This is a genomic window from Shigella sonnei (assembly GCF_002950395.1).
Classification (GTDB): Bacteria; Pseudomonadota; Gammaproteobacteria; order Enterobacterales; family Enterobacteriaceae; genus ECMA0423.
This window is the reverse complement of record NZ_CP026802.1, coordinates 3,467,963-3,487,877: the sequence shown is the minus strand read 5'-3', so window position 1 is coordinate 3,487,877 and position 19,915 is coordinate 3,467,963. Positions and strand designations below refer to the sequence as shown.

The following is a 19,915-nucleotide window of genomic DNA, read 5'->3' as shown; positions in this document are numbered from 1 at the left end:
AATTTGCCTGGCGGCCGTAGCGCGGTGGTCCCACCTGACCCCATGCCGAACTCAGAAGTGAAACGCCGTAGCGCCGATGGTAGTGTGGGGTCTCCCCATGCGAGAGTAGGGAACTGCCAGGCATCAAATTAAGCAGAAGGCCATCCTGACGGATGGCCTTTTTGCGTTTCTACAAACTCTTCCTGTCGTCATATCTACAAGCCATCCCCCCACAGATACGGTAAACTAGCCTTGTTTTTGCATCAGGAAAGCAGCTATGAACCACTCCTTAAAACCCTGGAACACATTTGGCATTGATCATAATGCTCAGCACATTGTATGTGCCGAAGACGAACAACAATTACTCAATGCCTGGCAGCATGCAACCGCAGAAGGACAACCCGTTCTTATTCTGGGTGAAGGAAGTAATGTACTTTTTCTGGAAGACTATCGTGGCACGGTGATCATCAACCGGATCAAAGGTATCGAAATTCATGATGAACCTGATGCGTGGTATTTACATGTAGGAGCCGGAGAAAACTGGCATCGCCTGGTAAAATACACTTTGCAGGAAGGTATGCCTGGTCTGGAAAATCTGGCATTAATTCCTGGTTGTGTCGGCTCATCACCTATCCAGAATATTGGTGCTTATGGCGTAGAATTACAGCGAGTTTGCGCTTATGTTGATTGTGTTGAACTGGCGACAGGCAAGCAAGTGCGCTTAACTGCCAAAGAGTGCCGTTTTGGCTATCGCGACAGTATTTTTAAACATGAATACCAGGATCGCTTCGCCATTGTAGCCGTAGGTCTGCGTCTGCCAAAAGAGTGGCAACCTGTACTAACGTATGGTGACTTAACTCGTCTGGATCCTACAACAGTAACGCCACAGCAAGTATTTAATGCGGTGTGTCATATGCGCACCACCAAACTCCCTGATCCAAAAGTGAATGGCAATGCCGGTAGTTTCTTCAAAAACCCTGTTGTATCTGCCGAAACGGCTAAAGCATTACTGGCGCAATTTCCAACAGCACCAAATTACCCCCAGGCGGGTGGTTCAGTAAAACTGGCAGCAGGTTGGCTTATTGATCAGTGCCAGCTAAAAGGGATGCAAATGGGTGGGGCTGCGGTGCACCGTCAACAGGCGTTAGTTCTCATTAATGAAGACAATGCAAAAAGCGAAGATGTGGTGCAACTGGCACACCATGTAAGACAAAAAGTGGGTGAAAAATTTAATGTCTGGCTTGAGCCTGAAGTCCGCTTTATTGGTGCATCAGGTGAAGTGAGCGCAGTGGAGACAATTTCATGAAGGATAACACCGTGCCACTGAAATTGATTGCCCTGTTAGCGAACGGTGAATTTCACTCTGGCGAGCAGTTGGGTGAAACGCTGGGAATGAGCCGGGCGGCTATTAATAAACACATTCAGACACTGCGTGACTGGGGCGTTGATGTCTTTACCGTTCCGGGTAAAGGATACAGCCTGCCTGAGCCCATCCAGTTACTTAATGCTGAACAGATATTGGGTCAGCTGGATGGCGGTAGTGTAGCCGTGCTGCCAGTTATTGACTCCACGAATCAGTACCTTCTTGATCGTATCGGAGAGCTTAAATCGGGCGATGCCTGTGTTGCAGAATACCAGCAGGCTGGCCGTGGTCGCCGGGGGCGGAAATGGTTTTCGCCTTTTGGCGCAAACTTATATTTGTCGATGTTCTGGCGTCTGGAACAAGGCCCGGCGGCGGCGATTGGTTTAAGTCTGGTTATCGGTATCGTGATGGCGGAAGTATTACGCAAGCTGGGAGCAGATAAAGTTCGTGTCAAATGGCCTAATGACCTCTATCTGCAGGATCGCAAGCTGGCAGGCATTCTTGTGGAGCTGACTGGCAAAACTGGCGATGCGGCGCAAATAGTCATTGGAGCCGGGATCAACATGGCAATGCGCCGTGTTGAAGAGAGTGTCGTTAATCAGGGGTGGATCACGCTGCAGGAAGCGGGGATCAATCTCGATCGTAATACGTTGGCGGCCATGCTAATACGTGAATTACGTGCTGCGTTGGAACTCTTCGAACAAGAAGGATTGGCACCTTATCTGTCGCGCTGGGAAAAGCTGGATAATTTTATTAATCGCCCAGTGAAACTTATCATTGGTGATAAAGAAATATTTGGCATTTCACGCGGAATAGACAAACAGGGGGCTTTATTACTTGAGCAGGATGGAATAATAAAACCCTGGATGGGCGGTGAAATATCCCTGCGTAGTGCAGAAAAATAAGAAAGGGGAGTATTCGCTCCCCTGCAAATTATTTGCGTAGTCTGACCTCTTCTACCGCATGATTAGCACTTTTCGTCAGGATTAAACTGGCGCGCTCACGAGTAGGTAGAATATTTTGCTTTAAGTTCAGCCAGTTGATCTCTTTCCACAATGTCATGGCAGTCTTAATCGCTTCTTCTTTAGTTAATTTCGCGTAGTTATGAAAATAGGAATCCGGGTCGGTAAAAGCCCCTTCGCGGAATTTCAGAAAACGGTTGATATACCACGTCTGAAGTAAGTCTTCCGGTGCATCAACATATATCGAAAAATCGACAAAATCAGAAACAAATACATGATGTGGATCGTGTGGATAATCCATCCCGCTCTGTAAGACATTTAACCCTTCAAGAATTAAAATATCAGGCTGAACAACAGTTTTATCTCCATCCGGGATCACATCATAAATAAGATGCGAGTAAACAGGGGCTGTAACGTTTGGCACGCCGGACTTGAGATCGGAAACAAACTTCACCAGGCGATGCATATCATACGATTCCGGGAAGCCTTTCTTCTTCATCAGACCACGTTCTTTCAGAACCTGATTAGGGTGAAGGAAGCCATCTGTAGTGATCAGTTCAACACGACGATGTTCCGGCCAACGGCTTAATAGCGCCTGCAATACACGGGCGGTTGTACTTTTCCCCACCGCGACACTGCCAGCAATACTGATAATGTAAGGAATGCGTTGCCCGTTGGTACCAAGAAACTGTTCCAGAACTGCCTGACGGCGCAGATTCGAGCTTATATAGAAGTTCAGCAAACGTGACAAAGGTAAATAGATCTCGGCAACTTCTTCTAACGAGAGATCTTCATTAATACCTTTGAGACGGGCGATCTCATCTTCCGATAACGTCATAGGTACGGAATCACGCAGAGCTGCCCACTGGTTGCGGTCAAACTGTAGGTAAGGCGTCATTAACGTTTGCTCTTTTATACTCATAAGCATGTTTCTGGCGGTCATAGCTCTATCGGCAAAGCGATATTTGCCATGGCGCGTCACAGTTCTGTTGAATGGGTTAATGGGCAGGAGGGTAACACCAGATGGGGAGGAATAATAAGAAAAAATCTCTGCCAGGAAGCTATCGTTGAAAAGCAATGTGACAGATATTCCATCTGATAAAAAGAATTATGGTTTAGCAGGAGCGCATTGTTGAGCACAATGATGTTGAAAAAGTGTGCTAATCTGCCCTCCGTTCGGCTGTTTCTTCATCGTGTCGCATAAAATGTGACCAATAAAACAAATTATGCAATTTTTTAGTTGCATGAACTCGCATGTCTCCATAGAATGCGCGCTACTTGATGCCGACTTAGCTCAGTAGGTAGAGCAACTGACTTGTAATCAGTAGGTCACCAGTTCGATTCCGGTAGTCGGCACCATCAAGTCCGGTGGGGTTCCCGAGCGGCCAAAGGGAGCAGACTGTAAATCTGCCGTCACAGACTTCGAAGGTTCGAATCCTTCCCCCACCACCAATTTCGGCCACGCGATGGCGTAGCCCGAGACGATAAGTTCGCTTACCGGCTCGAATAAAGAGAGCTTCTCTCGATATTCAGTGCAGAATGAAAATCAGGTAGCCGAGTTCCAGGATGCGGGCATCGTATAATGGCTATTACCTCAGCCTTCCAAGCTGATGATGCGGGTTCGATTCCCGCTGCCCGCTCCAAGATGTGCTGATATAGCTCAGTTGGTAGAGCGCACCCTTGGTAAGGGTGAGGTCGGCAGTTCGAATCTGCCTATCAGCACCACTTCTTTTCTCCTCCCTGTTTTTTCCTTCTGTTTATTGCATTCAACAAGTCGGGCATGTTGCCTGGTTGATGTGGTGATATCACCGATTTATCCGTGTCTTAGAGGGACAATCGATGTCTAAAGAAAAGTTTGAACGTACAAAACCGCACGTTAACGTCGGTACTATCGGCCACGTTGACCATGGTAAAACAACGCTGACCGCTGCAATCACTACCGTACTGGCTAAAACCTACGGCGGTGCTGCTCGCGCATTCGACCAGATCGATAACGCGCCGGAAGAAAAAGCTCGTGGTATCACCATCAACACTTCTCACGTTGAATACGACACTCCGACCCGTCACTACGCACACGTAGACTGCCCGGGGCACGCCGACTATGTTAAAAACATGATCACCGGTGCTGCTCAGATGGACGGCGCGATCCTGGTAGTTGCTGCGACTGACGGCCCGATGCCGCAGACTCGTGAGCACATCCTGCTGGGTCGTCAGGTAGGCGTTCCGTACATCATCGTGTTCCTGAACAAATGCGACATGGTTGATGACGAAGAGCTGCTGGAACTGGTTGAAATGGAAGTTCGTGAACTTCTGTCTCAGTACGACTTCCCGGGCGACGACACTCCGATCGTTCGTGGTTCTGCTCTGAAAGCGCTGGAAGGCGACGCAGAGTGGGAAGCGAAAATCCTGGAACTGGCTGGCTTCCTGGATTCTTACATTCCGGAACCAGAGCGTGCGATTGACAAGCCGTTCCTGCTGCCGATCGAAGACGTATTCTCCATCTCCGGTCGTGGTACCGTTGTTACCGGTCGTGTAGAACGCGGTATCATCAAAGTTGGTGAAGAAGTTGAAATCGTTGGTATCAAAGAGACTCAGAAGTCTACCTGTACTGGCGTTGAAATGTTCCGCAAACTGCTGGACGAAGGCCGTGCTGGTGAGAACGTAGGTGTTCTGCTGCGTGGTATCAAACGTGAAGAAATCGAACGTGGTCAGGTACTGGCTAAGCCGGGCACCATCAAGCCGCACACCAAGTTCGAATCTGAAGTGTACATTCTGTCCAAAGATGAAGGCGGTCGTCATACTCCGTTCTTCAAAGGCTACCGTCCGCAGTTCTACTTCCGTACTACTGACGTGACTGGTACCATCGAACTGCCGGAAGGCGTAGAGATGGTAATGCCGGGCGACAACATCAAAATGGTTGTTACCCTGATCCACCCGATCGCGATGGACGACGGTCTGCGTTTCGCAATCCGTGAAGGCGGCCGTACCGTTGGCGCGGGCGTTGTAGCAAAAGTTCTGAGCTAATTGCCGATAACATTTGACGCAATGCGCACTAAAAGGGCATCATTTGATGCCCTTTTTGCACGCTTTCGTACCAGAACCTGGCTCATCAGTGATTTTCTTTGTCATAATCATTGCTGAGACAGGCTCTGTTGAGGGCGTATAATCCGAAAAGCTAATACGCGTTTCGATTTGGTTTGCCTCGCGATCGCGGGGTGAAAATGTTTGTAGAAAACTTCTGACAGGTTGGTTTATGAGTGCGAATACCGAAGCTCAAGGAAGCGGGCGCGGCCTGGAAGCGATGAAGTGGGTCGTTGTGGTGGCATTGCTCCTGGTGGCGATTGTCGGCAACTACCTTTATCGCGACATTATGCTGCCGCTGCGTGCGCTGGCCGTAGTAATTCTGATTGCTGCAGCGGGTGGTGTCGCGCTGTTAACGACAAAAGGTAAAGCTACCGTTGCTTTTGCCCGTGAAGCGCGTACCGAAGTCCGTAAGGTCATTTGGCCGACTCGCCAGGAAACATTGCACACCACGCTGATTGTGGCTGCGGTTACCGCAGTAATGTCACTGATCCTGTGGGGACTGGATGGTATTCTGGTTCGCCTGGTATCCTTTATCACTGGCCTGAGGTTCTGAGATGTCTGAAGCTCCTAAAAAGCGCTGGTACGTCGTTCAGGCGTTTTCCGGTTTTGAAGGCCGCGTAGCAACGTCGCTACGTGAGCATATCAAATTACACAACATGGAAGATTTGTTTGGTGAAGTCATGGTACCAACCGAAGAAGTGGTTGAAATCCGTGGCGGTCAGCGTCGCAAAAGCGAACGTAAATTCTTCCCTGGCTACGTCCTCGTTCAGATGGTGATGAACGACGCGAGCTGGCACCTGGTGCGCAGCGTACCGCGTGTGATGGGCTTCATCGGCGGTACTTCCGATCGTCCTGCGCCAATCAGCGATAAAGAAGTCGATGCGATTATGAACCGCCTGCAGCAGGTTGGTGATAAGCCGCGTCCGAAAACGCTGTTTGAACCGGGTGAAATGGTCCGTGTTAATGATGGTCCGTTCGCTGACTTCAACGGTGTTGTTGAAGAAGTGGATTACGAGAAATCTCGTCTGAAAGTGTCTGTTTCTATCTTCGGTCGTGCGACCCCGGTAGAGCTGGACTTCAGCCAGGTTGAAAAAGCCTAACCCAGCGATCAAAAAAGCGGCGATTTAATCGTTGCACAAGGCGTGAGATTGGAATACAATTTCGCGCCTTTTGTTTTTATGGGCCTTGCCCGTAAAACGATTTTTTATATCACGGGGAGCCTCTCAGAGGCGTTATTACCCAACTTGAGGAATTTATAATGGCTAAGAAAGTACAAGCCTATGTCAAGCTGCAGGTTGCAGCTGGTATGGCTAACCCGAGTCCGCCAGTAGGTCCGGCTCTGGGTCAGCAGGGCGTAAACATCATGGAATTCTGCAAAGCGTTCAACGCAAAAACTGATTCCATCGAAAAAGGTCTGCCGATTCCGGTAGTAATCACCGTTTACGCTGACCGTTCTTTCACTTTCGTTACCAAGACTCCGCCGGCAGCAGTTCTGCTGAAAAAAGCGGCTGGTATCAAGTCTGGTTCCGGTAAGCCGAACAAAGACAAAGTGGGTAAAATTTCCCGCGCTCAGCTGCAGGAAATCGCGCAGACCAAAGCTGCCGACATGACTGGTGCCGACATTGAAGCGATGACTCGCTCCATCGAAGGTACTGCACGTTCCATGGGCCTGGTAGTGGAGGACTAAGAAATGGCTAAACTGACCAAGCGCATGCGTGTTATCCGCGAGAAAGTTGATGCAACCAAACAGTACGACATCAACGAAGCTATCGCACTGCTGAAAGAGCTGGCGACTGCTAAATTCGTAGAAAGCGTGGACGTAGCTGTTAACCTCGGCATCGACGCTCGTAAATCTGACCAGAACGTACGTGGTGCAACTGTACTGCCGCACGGTACTGGCCGTTCCGTTCGCGTAGCCGTATTTACCCAAGGTGCAAACGCTGAAGCTGCTAAAGCTGCAGGCGCAGAACTGGTAGGTATGGAAGATCTGGCTGACCAGATCAAGAAAGGCGAAATGAACTTTGACGTTGTTATTGCTTCTCCGGATGCAATGCGCGTTGTTGGCCAGCTGGGCCAGGTTCTGGGTCCGCGCGGCCTGATGCCAAACCCGAAAGTGGGTACTGTAACGCCGAACGTTGCTGAAGCGGTTAAAAACGCTAAAGCTGGCCAGGTTCGTTACCGTAACGACAAAAACGGCATCATCCACACCACCATCGGTAAAGTGGACTTTGACGCTGACAAACTGAAAGAAAACCTGGAAGCTCTGCTGGTTGCGCTGAAAAAAGCAAAACCGACTCAGGCGAAAGGCGTGTACATCAAGAAAGTTAGCATCTCCACCACCATGGGTGCAGGTGTTGCAGTTGACCAGGCTGGCCTGAGCGCTTCTGTAAACTAATGCCTTTACGTGGGCGGTGATTTTGTCTACAATCTTACCCCCACATATAATGCTTAATGCAGACGTATATCCGAGATATTCGGGTTGTGGCAAGGCGGCAACTGAGTGAGTCGCCAGGAGCATAGCTAACTATGTGACTGGTGCGAATGAAGGAAGCCAACGCCGCCACAAGTTGAATAGCGACGGATAGAAAAGATTTGTTCGTTGGAGCCTGGCCTATCCAGGCCTCCGTCGAAGACCGCAGGAGTTTCGCAAGAAACTTAATCCCCTGCGTAGACGGTGACAGAACGCTAAGATTATTCTTTTATATTCTGGCTTGTTTCTGCTCACCGTAATTAAGACGCTCTCTCCGCTTGGAGGAGTGAAGTGAGTTCCAGAGATTTTCTCTGGCAAACATCCAGGAGCAAAGCTAATGGCTTTAAATCTTCAAGACAAACAAGCGATTGTTGCTGAAGTCAGCGAAGTAGCCAAAGGCGCGCTGTCTGCAGTAGTTGCGGATTCCCGTGGCGTAACTGTAGATAAAATGACTGAACTGCGTAAAGCAGGTCGCGAAGCTGGCGTATACATGCGTGTTGTTCGTAACACCCTGCTGCGCCGTGCTGTTGAAGGTACTCCGTTCGAGTGCCTGAAAGACGCGTTTGTTGGTCCGACCCTGATTGCATACTCTATGGAACACCCGGGCGCTGCTGCTCGTCTGTTCAAAGAGTTCGCGAAAGCGAATGCAAAATTTGAGGTCAAAGCCGCTGCCTTTGAAGGTGAGCTGATCCCGGCGTCTCAGATCGACCGCCTGGCAACTCTGCCGACCTACGAAGAAGCAATTGCACGCCTGATGGCAACCATGAAAGAAGCTTCGGCTGGTAAACTGGTTCGTACTCTGGCTGCTGTACGCGATGCGAAAGAAGCTGCTTAATCGCAGTTATCTTTTTAACGCATTCGCTTACGTATAAACTTATTCTGATATTCAGGAACAATTTAAATGTCTATCACTAAAGATCAAATCATTGAAGCAGTTGCAGCTATGTCTGTAATGGACGTTGTAGAACTGATCTCTGCAATGGAAGAAAAATTCGGTGTTTCCGCTGCTGCTGCTGTAGCTGTAGCTGCTGGCCCGGTTGAAGCTGCTGAAGAAAAAACTGAATTCGACGTAATTCTGAAAGCTGCTGGCGCTAACAAAGTTGCTGTTATCAAAGCAGTACGTGGCGCAACTGGCCTGGGTCTGAAAGAAGCTAAAGACCTGGTAGAATCTGCACCGGCTGCTCTGAAAGAAGGCGTGAGCAAAGACGACGCAGAAGCACTGAAAAAATCCCTGGAAGAAGCTGGCGCTGAAGTTGAAGTTAAATAAGCCAACCCTTCCGGTTGCAGCCTGAGAAATCAGGCTGATGGCTGGTGACTTTTTGGTCACCAGCCTTTTTGCGCTGTAAGGCGCCAGTAGCGTTTCACACTGTTTGACTACTGCTGTGCCTTTCAATGCTTGTTTCTATCGACGACTTAATATACTGCGACAGGACGTCCGTTCTGTGTAAATCGCAATGAAATGGTTTAAGCGTGATAGCAACAGGCATTGCGGAAAGTGTTCCATTTTCCGGTCAACAAAATAGTGTTGCACAAACTGTCCGCTCAATGGACAGATGGGTCGACTTGTCAGCGAGCTGAGGAACCCTATGGTTTACTCCTATACCGAGAAAAAACGTATTCGTAAGGATTTTGGTAAACGTCCACAAGTTCTGGATGTACCTTATCTCCTTTCTATCCAGCTTGACTCGTTTCAGAAATTTATCGAGCAAGATCCTGAAGGGCAGTATGGTCTGGAAGCTGCTTTCCGTTCCGTATTCCCGATTCAGAGCTACAGCGGTAATTCCGAGCTGCAATACGTCAGCTACCGCCTTGGCGAACCGGTGTTTGACGTCCAGGAATGTCAAATCCGTGGCGTGACCTATTCCGCACCGCTGCGCGTTAAACTGCGTCTGGTGATCTATGAGCGCGAAGCGCCGGAAGGCACCGTAAAAGACATTAAAGAACAAGAAGTCTACATGGGCGAAATTCCGCTCATGACAGACAACGGTACCTTTGTTATCAACGGTACTGAGCGTGTTATCGTTTCCCAGCTGCACCGTAGTCCGGGCGTCTTCTTTGACTCCGACAAAGGTAAAACCCACTCTTCGGGTAAAGTGCTGTATAACGCGCGCATCATCCCTTACCGTGGTTCCTGGCTGGACTTCGAATTCGATCCGAAGGACAACCTGTTCGTACGTATCGACCGTCGCCGTAAACTGCCTGCGACCATCATTCTGCGCGCCCTGAACTACACCACAGAGCAGATCCTCGACCTGTTCTTTGAAAAAGTTATCTTTGAAATCCGTGATAACAAGCTGCAGATGGAGCTGGTGCCGGAACGCCTGCGTGGTGAAACTGCATCTTTCGACATCGAAGCTAACGGTAAAGTGTACGTAGAAAAAGGCCGCCGTATCACTGCGCGCCACATTCGCCAGCTGGAAAAAGACGACGTCAAACTGATCGAAGTCCCGGTTGAGTACATCGCAGGTAAAGTGGTTGCTAAAGACTATATTGATGAGTCTACCGGCGAGCTGATCTGCGCAGCGAACATGGAGCTGAGCCTGGATCTGTTGGCTAAGCTGAGCCAGTCTGGTCACAAGCGTATTGAAACGCTGTTCACCAACGACCTGGATCACGGCCCGTATATCTCTGAAACCTTACGTGTCGACCCAACTAACGACCGTCTGAGCGCACTGGTAGAAATCTACCGCATGATGCGCCCTGGCGAGCCGCCGACTCGTGAAGCAGCTGAAAGCCTGTTCGAGAACCTGTTCTTCTCCGAAGACCGTTATGACCTGTCTGCGGTTGGTCGTATGAAGTTCAACCGTTCTCTGCTGCGCGAAGAAATCGAAGGTTCCGGTATCCTGAGCAAAGACGACATCATTGATGTTATGAAAAAGCTCATCGATATCCGTAACGGTAAAGGCGAAGTCGATGATATCGACCACCTCGGCAACCGTCGTATCCGTTCTGTTGGCGAAATGGCGGAAAACCAGTTCCGCGTTGGCCTGGTACGTGTAGAGCGTGCGGTGAAAGAGCGTCTGTCTCTGGGCGATCTGGATACCCTGATGCCTCAGGACATGATCAACGCCAAGCCGATTTCCGCAGCAGTGAAAGAGTTCTTCGGTTCCAGCCAGCTGTCTCAGTTTATGGACCAGAACAACCCGCTGTCTGAGATTACGCACAAACGTCGTATCTCCGCACTCGGCCCGGGTGGTCTGACCCGTGAACGTGCAGGCTTCGAAGTTCGAGACGTACACCCGACTCATTACGGTCGCGTATGTCCAATCGAAACCCCTGAAGGTCCGAACATCGGTCTGATCAACTCTTTGTCCGTGTACGCACAGACTAACGAATACGGCTTCCTTGAGACTCCGTATCGTAAGGTGACCGACGGTGTTGTAACTGACGAAATTCACTACCTTTCTGCTATCGAAGAAGGCAACTACGTTATCGCCCAGGCGAACTCCAACCTGGATGAAGAAGGCCACTTCGTAGAAGACCTGGTAACTTGCCGTAGCAAAGGCGAATCCAGCTTGTTCAGCCGTGACCAGGTTGACTACATGGACGTATCCACCCAGCAGGTGGTATCCGTCGGTGCGTCCCTGATCCCGTTCCTGGAACACGATGACGCCAACCGTGCATTGATGGGTGCGAACATGCAACGTCAGGCCGTTCCGACTCTGCGCGCTGATAAGCCGCTGGTTGGTACTGGTATGGAACGTGCTGTTGCCGTTGACTCCGGTGTAACTGCGGTAGCTAAACGTGGTGGTGTCGTTCAGTACGTGGATGCTTCCCGTATCGTTATCAAAGTTAACGAAGACGAGATGTATCCGGGTGAAGCAGGTATCGACATCTACAACCTGACCAAATACACCCGTTCTAACCAGAACACCTGTATCAACCAGATGCCGTGTGTGTCTCTGGGTGAACCGGTTGAACGTGGCGACGTGCTGGCAGACGGTCCGTCCACCGACCTCGGTGAACTGGCGCTTGGTCAGAACATGCGCGTAGCGTTCATGCCGTGGAATGGTTACAACTTCGAAGACTCCATCCTCGTATCCGAGCGTGTTGTTCAGGAAGACCGTTTCACCACCATCCACATTCAGGAACTGGCGTGTGTGTCCCGTGACACCAAGCTGGGGCCGGAAGAGATCACCGCTGACATCCCGAACGTGGGTGAAGCTGCGCTCTCCAAACTGGATGAATCCGGTATCGTTTACATTGGTGCGGAAGTGACCGGTGGCGACATTCTGGTTGGTAAGGTAACGCCGAAAGGTGAAACTCAGCTGACCCCAGAAGAAAAACTGCTGCGTGCGATCTTCGGTGAGAAAGCCTCTGACGTTAAAGACTCTTCTCTGCGCGTACCAAACGGTGTATCCGGTACGGTTATCGACGTTCAGGTCTTTACTCGCGATGGCGTAGAAAAAGACAAACGTGCGCTGGAAATCGAAGAAATGCAGCTCAAACAGGCGAAGAAAGACCTGTCTGAAGAACTGCAGATCCTCGAAGCGGGTTTGTTCAGCCGTATCCGTGCTGTGCTGGTAGCCGGTGGCGTTGAAGCTGAGAAGCTCGACAAACTGCCGCGCGATCGCTGGCTGGAGCTGGGCCTGACCGACGAAGAGAAACAAAATCAGCTGGAACAGCTGGCTGAGCAGTATGACGAACTGAAACACGAGTTCGAGAAGAAACTCGAAGCGAAACGCCGCAAAATCACCCAGGGCGACGATCTGGCACCGGGCGTGCTGAAGATTGTTAAGGTGTATCTGGCGGTTAAACGCCGTATCCAGCCTGGTGACAAGATGGCAGGTCGTCACGGTAACAAGGGTGTAATTTCTAAGATCAACCCGATCGAAGATATGCCTTACGATGAAAACGGTACGCCGGTAGACATCGTACTGAACCCGCTGGGCGTACCGTCTCGTATGAACATCGGTCAGATCCTCGAAACCCACCTGGGTATGGCTGCGAAAGGTATCGGCGACAAGATCAACGCCATGCTGAAACAGCAGCAAGAAGTCGCGAAACTGCGCGAATTCATCCAGCGTGCGTACGATCTGGGCGCTGACGTTCGTCAGAAAGTTGACCTGAGTACCTTCAGCGATGAAGAAGTTATGCGTCTGGCTGAAAACCTGCGCAAAGGTATGCCAATCGCAACGCCGGTGTTCGACGGTGCGAAAGAAGCAGAAATTAAAGAGCTGCTGAAACTTGGCGACCTGCCGACTTCCGGTCAGATCCGCCTGTACGATGGTCGCACTGGTGAACAGTTCGAGCGTCCGGTAACCGTTGGTTACATGTACATGCTGAAACTGAACCACCTGGTCGACGACAAGATGCACGCGCGTTCCACCGGTTCTTACAGCCTGGTTACTCAGCAGCCGCTGGGTGGTAAGGCACAGTTCGGTGGTCAGCGTTTCGGGGAGATGGAAGTGTGGGCGCTGGAAGCATACGGCGCAGCATACACCCTGCAGGAAATGCTCACCGTTAAGTCTGATGACGTGAACGGTCGTACCAAGATGTATAAAAACATCGTGGACGGCAACCATCAGATGGAGCCGGGCATGCCAGAATCCTTCAACGTATTGTTGAAAGAGATTCGTTCGCTGGGTATCAACATCGAACTGGAAGACGAGTAATTCTCGCTCAAACAGGTCACTGCTGTCGGGGTAAAACCCGGCAGCGGATTGTGCTAACTCCGACGGGAGCAAATCCGTGAAAGATTTATTAAAGTTTCTGAAAGCGCAGACTAAAACCGAAGAGTTTGATGCGATCAAAATTGCTCTGGCTTCGCCAGACATGATCCGTTCATGGTCTTTCGGTGAAGTTAAAAAGCCGGAAACCATCAACTACCGTACGTTCAAACCAGAACGTGACGGCCTTTTCTGCGCCCGTATCTTTGGGCCGGTAAAAGATTACGAGTGCCTGTGCGGTAAGTACAAGCGCCTGAAACACCGTGGCGTCATCTGTGAGAAGTGCGGCGTTGAAGTGACCCAGACTAAAGTACGCCGTGAGCGTATGGGCCACATCGAACTGGCTTCCCCGACTGCGCACATCTGGTTCCTGAAATCGCTGCCGTCCCGTATCGGTCTGCTGCTCGATATGCCGCTGCGCGATATCGAACGCGTACTGTACTTTGAATCCTATGTGGTTATCGAAGGCGGTATGACCAACCTGGAACGTCAGCAGATCCTGACTGAAGAGCAGTATCTGGACGCGCTGGAAGAGTTCGGTGACGAATTCGACGCGAAGATGGGTGCGGAAGCAATCCAGGCTCTGCTGAAGAGCATGGATCTGGAGCAAGAGTGCGAACAGCTGCGTGAAGAGCTGAACGAAACCAACTCCGAAACCAAGCGTAAAAAGCTGACCAAGCGTATCAAACTGCTGGAAGCGTTCGTTCAGTCTGGTAACAAACCAGAGTGGATGATCCTGACCGTTCTGCCGGTACTGCCGCCAGATCTGCGTCCACTGGTTCCGCTGGATGGTGGTCGTTTCGCGACTTCTGACCTGAACGATCTGTATCGTCGCGTCATTAACCGTAACAACCGTCTGAAACGTCTGCTGGATCTGGCTGCGCCGGACATCATCGTACGTAACGAAAAACGTATGCTGCAGGAAGCGGTAGACGCCCTGCTGGATAACGGTCGTCGCGGTCGTGCGATCACCGGTTCTAACAAGCGTCCTCTGAAATCTTTGGCCGACATGATCAAAGGTAAACAGGGTCGTTTCCGTCAGAACCTGCTCGGTAAGCGTGTTGACTACTCCGGTCGTTCTGTAATCACCGTAGGTCCATACCTGCGTCTGCATCAGTGCGGTCTGCCGAAGAAAATGGCGCTGGAGCTGTTCAAACCGTTCATCTACGGCAAGCTGGAACTGCGTGGTCTTGCTACCACCATTAAAGCTGCGAAGAAAATGGTTGAGCGCGAAGAAGCTGTCGTTTGGGATATCCTGGACGAAGTTATCCGCGAACACCCGGTACTGCTGAACCGTGCACCGACTCTGCACCGTCTGGGTATCCAGGCATTTGAACCGGTACTGATCGAAGGTAAAGCTATCCAGCTGCACCCGCTGGTTTGTGCGGCATATAACGCCGACTTCGATGGTGACCAGATGGCTGTTCACGTACCGCTGACGCTGGAAGCCCAGCTGGAAGCGCGTGCGCTGATGATGTCTACCAACAACATCCTGTCCCCGGCGAACGGCGAACCAATCATCGTTCCGTCTCAGGACGTTGTTCTGGGTCTGTACTATATGACCCGTGACTGTGTTAACGCCAAAGGCGAAGGCATGGTGCTGACTGGCCCGAAAGAAGCAGAACGTCTGTATCGCTCTGGTCTGGCTTCTCTGCATGCGCGCGTTAAAGTGCGTATCACCGAGTATGAAAAAGATGCAAACGGTGAATTAGTAGCGAAAACCAGCCTGAAAGACACGACTGTTGGCCGTGCCATTCTGTGGATGATTGTACCGAAAGGTCTGCCTTACTCCATCGTCAACCAGGCGCTGGGTAAAAAAGCAATCTCCAAAATGCTGAACACCTGCTACCGCATTCTCGGTCTGAAACCGACCGTTATTTTTGCGGACCAGATCATGTACACCGGCTTCGCCTATGCAGCGCGTTCTGGTGCATCTGTTGGTATCGATGACATGGTCATCCCGGAGAAGAAACACGAAATCATCTCCGAGGCAGAAGCAGAAGTTGCTGAAATTCAGGAGCAGTTCCAGTCTGGTCTGGTAACTGCGGGCGAACGCTACAACAAAGTTATCGATATCTGGGCTGCGGCGAACGATCGTGTATCCAAAGCGATGATGGATAACCTGCAAACTGAAACCGTGATTAACCGTGACGGTCAGGAAGAGAAGCAGGTTTCCTTCAACAGCATCTACATGATGGCCGACTCCGGTGCGCGTGGTTCTGCGGCACAGATTCGTCAGCTTGCTGGTATGCGTGGTCTGATGGCGAAGCCGGATGGCTCCATCATCGAAACGCCAATCACCGCGAACTTCCGTGAAGGTCTGAACGTACTCCAGTACTTCATCTCCACCCACGGTGCTCGTAAAGGTCTGGCGGATACCGCACTGAAAACTGCGAACTCCGGTTACCTGACTCGTCGTCTGGTTGACGTGGCGCAGGACCTGGTGGTTACCGAAGACGATTGTGGTACCCATGAAGGTATCATGATGACTCCGGTTATCGAGGGTGGTGACGTTAAAGAGCCGCTGCGCGATCGCGTACTGGGTCGTGTAACTGCTGAAGACGTTCTGAAGCCGGGTACTGCTGATATCCTCGTTCCGCGCAACACGCTGCTGCACGAACAGTGGTGTGACCTGCTGGAAGAGAACTCTGTCGACGCGGTAAAAGTACGTTCTGTTGTATCTTGTGACACCGACTTTGGTGTATGTGCGCACTGCTACGGTCGTGACCTGGCGCGTGGCCACATCATCAACAAAGGTGAAGCAATCGGTGTTATCGCGGCACAGTCCATCGGTGAACCGGGTACACAGCTGACCATGCGTACGTTCCACATCGGTGGTGCGGCATCTCGTGCGGCTGCTGAATCCAGCATCCAGGTGAAAAACAAAGGTAGCATCAAGCTCAGCAACGTGAAGTCGGTTGTGAACTCCAGCGGTAAACTGGTTATCACTTCCCGTAACACCGAACTGAAACTGATCGACGAATTCGGTCGTACCAAAGAAAGCTACAAAGTGCCTTACGGTGCGGTACTGGCGAAAGGCGATGGCGAACAGGTTGCTGGCGGCGAAACCGTTGCAAACTGGGACCCGCACACCATGCCGGTTATCACCGAAGTAAGCGGTTTTGTACGCTTTACTGACATGATCGACGGCCAGACCATTACTCGTCAGACCGACGAACTGACCGGTCTGTCTTCGCTGGTGGTTCTGGATTCCGCAGAACGTACCGCAGGTGGTAAAGATCTGCGTCCGGCACTGAAAATCGTTGATGCTCAGGGTAACGACGTTCTGATCCCAGGTACCGATATGCCTGCGCAGTACTTCCTGCCGGGTAAAGCGATTGTTCAGCTGGAAGATGGCGTACAGATCAGCTCTGGTGACACCCTGGCGCGTATTCCGCAGGAATCCGGCGGTACCAAGGACATCACCGGTGGTCTGCCGCGCGTTGCGGACCTGTTCGAAGCTCGTCGTCCGAAAGAGCCGGCAATCCTGGCTGAAATCAGCGGTATCGTTTCCTTCGGTAAAGAAACCAAAGGTAAACGTCGTCTGGTTATCACCCCGGTAGACGGTAGCGATCCGTACGAAGAGATGATTCCGAAATGGCGTCAGCTCAACGTGTTCGAAGGTGAACGTGTAGAACGTGGTGACGTAATTTCCGACGGTCCGGAAGCGCCGCACGACATTCTGCGTCTGCGTGGTGTTCATGCTGTGACTCGTTACATCGTTAACGAAGTACAGGACGTATACCGTCTGCAGGGCGTTAAGATTAACGATAAACACATCGAAGTTATCGTTCGTCAGATGCTGCGTAAAGCTACCATCGTTAACGCGGGCAGCTCCGACTTCCTGGAAGGCGAACAGGTTGAATACTCTCGCGTCAAGATCGCAAACCGCGAACTGGAAGCGAACGGCAAAGTGGGTGCAACTTACTCCCGCGATCTGCTGGGTATCACCAAAGCGTCTCTGGCAACCGAGTCCTTCATCTCCGCGGCATCGTTCCAGGAGACCACTCGCGTGCTGACCGAAGCAGCCGTTGCGGGCAAACGCGACGAACTGCGCGGCCTGAAAGAGAACGTTATCGTGGGTCGTCTGATCCCGGCAGGTACCGGTTACGCGTACCACCAGGATCGTATGCGTCGCCGTGCTGCGGGTGAAGCTCCGGCTGCACCGCAGGTGACTGCAGAAGACGCATCTGCCAGCCTGGCAGAACTGCTGAACGCAGGTCTGGGCGGTTCTGATAACGAGTAATCGTTAATCCGCAAATAACGTAAAAACCCGCTTCGGCGGGTTTTTTTATGGGTGTTATTCAGAGGGCAAATTCTTCACGGAAAATATTAAGAAAGGCAGGGCGAAACGAGGAAGAAGCTTTTCGCCCTGGACAACATTCCTGCTGACGGCACTACCATAAAAAAACACAACGCTTTCAACAACCTTGCGTTTTTCATCTTCCGTAGCGGCTCGGAATAAATTTACGTTCTTACATTCCGTCTCATAGTCTTTGCGAGGCGCGTCCCAGATAGCTGTCCCAGTCTTTCCATACCGGCTGCAAACCCTGAGCGGTTAACGCGGCAGCAACCGCTTCCGGTCTGCGATCGTCGTGCGGTGAGAACTGTTCCAACTCGGGGTGATTATCGGCATAGCCACCTGGCTGCGTTTTCGAGAAGGCGCTGACGTTATTGATCGCCAGCGGAATAACGCGATCGCGAAACCACGGTGATTCCCGCGTGGAGAGTGACAGTTCAATCTCCGGTGCAAGCAGTCGGAAGGCGCAGATGGTTTGCACTAACTGGCGTTCATCCATAATCGACGCAGGCTCAATGCCGCCAGTACACGGGCGCAGGCGCGGAAAGGAGACAGAGTAACGGCTTTGCCAGTAATGCTGTTGCAGCCATAGCAAATGTTCGGCAACCATATAGCAGTCAACGCGCCAGTTGTCGGAAAGGCCAATTAGCGCGCCGAGGCCTATCTTATCAATCCCCGCACGCCCCAGCCGATCCGGCGTTTCCAGCCGCCAGAAGAAGTCCTGTTTTTTGCCTTTCAAATGATGGCGGGTATAAGTCGCCTCGTGATATGTCTCCTGATAAACCATCACCCCATCCAGACCAAGTTGCTTTAACTCGGCGTATTCCGTCTCCGCCAGCGGTTGCACTTCCATTTGTAGTGAAGAGAACTGTTCACGCAGGGCGGGGAGATGACGACGAAAGTAATCCATCCCCACTTTCGCCTGATGTTCACCAGTGACTAATAGCAGATGTTCAAAGCCCATCTCCCGTATAGCGGCGCTTTCCCTGGCAATATCCGCTTCATCCAGCGTTTTGCGCTTGATGCGATTACTCATGGAAAATCCGCAGTACGTGCAGTCGTTAGCGCAAAGATTGGAAAGATAAAGCGGGACGTAGAAACTAACTGTGTTGCCAAATCGCTGACGGGTCAGACGCTGCGCCCGTTGGGCCAGTGGTTCCAGATAGCCACTGGCGGCTGGCGATAACAGCGCCATCATATCGTCGCGGGTGAGTTGCGAGGCATTTAGCGCCCGTTCTACGTCAGCAGCCGTTTTGCCGTTGATACGCAGGCGGATGTCGTCCCAGTCCAGTTGTCGCCAGCGATCGCTGAAGGTTTTCATGCCGATGCCTCCAGAAATCCAGTCAGCGGGCTGGTGGCATGAGCAAAATGACTGCGGCTGCCCGGTCCGGACTGACGTGCCAGCAGGCCTGCTTCTACCGCCAGACGAAATGCCTTCGCCATGTTGACGGGATCGTCCGCTACGGCAATCGCCGTATTCACTAACACCGCGTCGGCCCCCATTTCCAGGGCCTGCGCGGCATGGCTGGGAACGCCGATGCCAGCATCGACAACCACCGGAACTGTGGCCTGCTGGATAATAATCTCCAGCATGGCACGGGTTTCCAGTCCCTGATTCGAGCCAATCGGCGCGCCGAGCGGCATCACCGCTGCACAGCCGACTTCTTCCAGACGTTTACACAATACCGGATCGGCCCCGCAGTAAGGCAGCACGACAAATCCCTGTTGTACCAGCATTTCGGCGGCTTTCAGAGTTTCGATGGGATCGGGCAACAGCCAGCGGGCGTCAGGGTGAATCTCTAATTTTAACCAGTTTGTGCCTAACGCTTCACGTGCCAGATGGGCGGCGAAAATGGCTTCTTCCGCTGTTTTCGCCCCGGAAGTATTTGGCAGCAGGGTCACACCCGCCGCGATAAGCGGTTCGAGGATAGCGTCGTTGTGCTGGCGCAAGTCGACACGTTTCATCGCCAGTGTCACCAGCTGGCTGCCGGAAGCGCGGATCGCCTCCACCATCAGTTGTGAAGAAGCGAATTTCCCTGTGCCGGTAAACAGATGTGAATCAAACGTTTTGTCCGCAATACGTAACAT

The 19,915-nt window shown here is 51.6% G+C and carries 14 protein-coding genes, 4 tRNA genes and 1 rRNA gene; 16 read left to right on the top strand and 3 right to left on the bottom strand.

The features are described 5' to 3' along the window. Positions 1-6 precede the first annotated feature (6 nt). The 3 genes from rrf to birA all read left to right on the top strand — a co-directional run bounded on the left by rrf (position 7) and on the right by birA (position 2,247). Positions 7-122 (top strand): 5S ribosomal RNA (gene rrf, locus C1P89_RS18115). 134 nt (positions 123-256) lie between these two features. Then, complete coding sequence (gene murB, locus C1P89_RS18110) at positions 257-1,285, top strand: UDP-N-acetylmuramate dehydrogenase (protein ID WP_001016669.1); 1,029 nt, start codon at positions 257-259, stop codon at positions 1,283-1,285. Then, positions 1,282-2,247: a bifunctional biotin--[acetyl-CoA-carboxylase] ligase/biotin operon repressor BirA gene (birA, locus tag C1P89_RS18105; RefSeq protein WP_000654614.1), complete on the top strand. Its 966-nt coding sequence runs from the start codon at positions 1,282-1,284 to the stop codon at positions 2,245-2,247. The genes murB and birA overlap by 4 nt, the downstream gene beginning before the upstream one ends. 28 nt (positions 2,248-2,275) lie before the next feature. Here birA and coaA read toward each other — a convergent pair whose 3' ends face one another. Continuing rightward, complete coding sequence (gene coaA, locus C1P89_RS18100) at positions 2,276-3,226, bottom strand: type I pantothenate kinase (RefSeq protein WP_000023081.1); 951 nt, start codon at positions 3,224-3,226, stop codon at positions 2,276-2,278. A gap of 361 nt (positions 3,227-3,587) precedes the next feature. Between coaA and C1P89_RS18095 the strand changes: the two genes are divergently transcribed. The 13 genes from C1P89_RS18095 to rpoC all read left to right on the top strand — a co-directional run bounded on the left by C1P89_RS18095 (position 3,588) and on the right by rpoC (position 17,773). After that, positions 3,588-3,663, top strand: a tRNA-Thr gene (locus tag C1P89_RS18095). Positions 3,664-3,671: 8 nt separating this feature from the next. Continuing rightward, positions 3,672-3,756 (top strand) — tRNA-Tyr (locus C1P89_RS18090). Between the two features lie 116 nt (positions 3,757-3,872). Then, positions 3,873-3,947: transfer RNA gene (locus C1P89_RS18085), tRNA-Gly, on the top strand. 6 nt (positions 3,948-3,953) lie between these two features. Continuing rightward, positions 3,954-4,029 (top strand) — tRNA-Thr (locus C1P89_RS18080). Positions 4,030-4,143: 114 nt separating this feature from the next. Further along, positions 4,144-5,328 carry an elongation factor Tu gene (gene tuf / locus C1P89_RS18075; protein WP_000031784.1) on the top strand — a complete coding sequence of 395 codons (1,185 nt, stop codon included), beginning with the start codon at positions 4,144-4,146 and terminating at the stop codon, positions 5,326-5,328. Between the two features lie 229 nt (positions 5,329-5,557). Continuing rightward, on the top strand, positions 5,558-5,941 hold the full coding sequence (gene secE / locus C1P89_RS18070; protein WP_001275702.1) for a preprotein translocase subunit SecE: 384 nt from the start codon (positions 5,558-5,560) through the stop codon (positions 5,939-5,941). Between the two features lies 1 nt (position 5,942). Further along, a complete protein-coding gene (nusG, locus tag C1P89_RS18065) occupies positions 5,943-6,488 on the top strand; it encodes a transcription termination/antitermination protein NusG (RefSeq protein WP_001287516.1) in 546 nt (181 codons plus the stop codon). A 158-nt stretch (positions 6,489-6,646) separates the two neighbouring features. Then, positions 6,647-7,075 (top strand): 50S ribosomal protein L11, encoded by a 429-nt coding sequence (rplK, locus tag C1P89_RS18060; RefSeq protein ID WP_001085926.1) that lies wholly within the window; start codon positions 6,647-6,649, stop codon positions 7,073-7,075. Between the two features lie 3 nt (positions 7,076-7,078). Beyond that, entirely contained in the window at positions 7,079-7,783 is a 705-nt protein-coding gene (gene rplA, locus C1P89_RS18055) for a 50S ribosomal protein L1 (protein WP_001096684.1), read from the top strand. Between the two features lie 412 nt (positions 7,784-8,195). After that, positions 8,196-8,693 carry a 50S ribosomal protein L10 gene (rplJ, locus tag C1P89_RS18050; protein WP_001207201.1) on the top strand — a complete coding sequence of 166 codons (498 nt, stop codon included), beginning with the start codon at positions 8,196-8,198 and terminating at the stop codon, positions 8,691-8,693. A gap of 66 nt (positions 8,694-8,759) precedes the next feature. Continuing rightward, entirely contained in the window at positions 8,760-9,125 is a 366-nt protein-coding gene (gene rplL, locus C1P89_RS18045; protein WP_000028879.1) for a 50S ribosomal protein L7/L12, read from the top strand. 319 nt (positions 9,126-9,444) lie between these two features. Beyond that, a complete protein-coding gene (gene rpoB, locus C1P89_RS18040) occupies positions 9,445-13,473 on the top strand; it encodes a DNA-directed RNA polymerase subunit beta (RefSeq protein WP_000263098.1) in 4,029 nt (1,342 codons plus the stop codon). 76 nt (positions 13,474-13,549) lie between these two features. Further along, on the top strand, positions 13,550-17,773 hold the full coding sequence (gene rpoC / locus C1P89_RS18035; protein ID WP_000653944.1) for a DNA-directed RNA polymerase subunit beta': 4,224 nt from the start codon (positions 13,550-13,552) through the stop codon (positions 17,771-17,773). Positions 17,774-18,014: 241 nt separating this feature from the next. Here the strand turns inward: rpoC and thiH are convergent, their stop codons facing one another. Further along, a complete protein-coding gene (thiH, locus tag C1P89_RS18030) occupies positions 18,015-19,148 on the bottom strand; it encodes a 2-iminoacetate synthase ThiH (RefSeq protein ID WP_000847434.1) in 1,134 nt (377 codons plus the stop codon). Then, positions 19,145-19,915: a thiazole synthase gene (gene thiG / locus C1P89_RS18025; RefSeq protein WP_000944094.1), complete on the bottom strand. Its 771-nt coding sequence runs from the start codon at positions 19,913-19,915 to the stop codon at positions 19,145-19,147. Before thiG ends, thiH begins: the two co-directional genes overlap by 4 nt.

Coding starts and splice junctions, on each gene's coding strand:
- murB (WP_001016669.1), top strand. CDS start 257: ATGAACCACTCCTTAAAACCCTGGAACACATTTGGCATTGATCATAAT.
- secE (WP_001275702.1), top strand. CDS start 5,558: ATGAGTGCGAATACCGAAGCTCAAGGAAGCGGGCGCGGCCTGGAAGCG.
- rplJ (WP_001207201.1), top strand. CDS start 8,196: ATGGCTTTAAATCTTCAAGACAAACAAGCGATTGTTGCTGAAGTCAGC.
- rplL (WP_000028879.1), top strand. CDS start 8,760: ATGTCTATCACTAAAGATCAAATCATTGAAGCAGTTGCAGCTATGTCT.
- tuf (WP_000031784.1), top strand. CDS start 4,144: ATGTCTAAAGAAAAGTTTGAACGTACAAAACCGCACGTTAACGTCGGT.
- rplK (WP_001085926.1), top strand. CDS start 6,647: ATGGCTAAGAAAGTACAAGCCTATGTCAAGCTGCAGGTTGCAGCTGGT.
- birA (WP_000654614.1), top strand. CDS start 1,282: ATGAAGGATAACACCGTGCCACTGAAATTGATTGCCCTGTTAGCGAAC.
- thiG (WP_000944094.1), bottom strand. CDS start 19,915: ATGTTACGTATTGCGGACAAAACGTTTGATTCACATCTGTTTACCGGC.
- nusG (WP_001287516.1), top strand. CDS start 5,943: ATGTCTGAAGCTCCTAAAAAGCGCTGGTACGTCGTTCAGGCGTTTTCC.
- rpoB (WP_000263098.1), top strand. CDS start 9,445: ATGGTTTACTCCTATACCGAGAAAAAACGTATTCGTAAGGATTTTGGT.
- thiH (WP_000847434.1), bottom strand. CDS start 19,148: ATGAAAACCTTCAGCGATCGCTGGCGACAACTGGACTGGGACGACATC.
- rplA (WP_001096684.1), top strand. CDS start 7,079: ATGGCTAAACTGACCAAGCGCATGCGTGTTATCCGCGAGAAAGTTGAT.
- coaA (WP_000023081.1), bottom strand. CDS start 3,226: ATGAGTATAAAAGAGCAAACGTTAATGACGCCTTACCTACAGTTTGAC.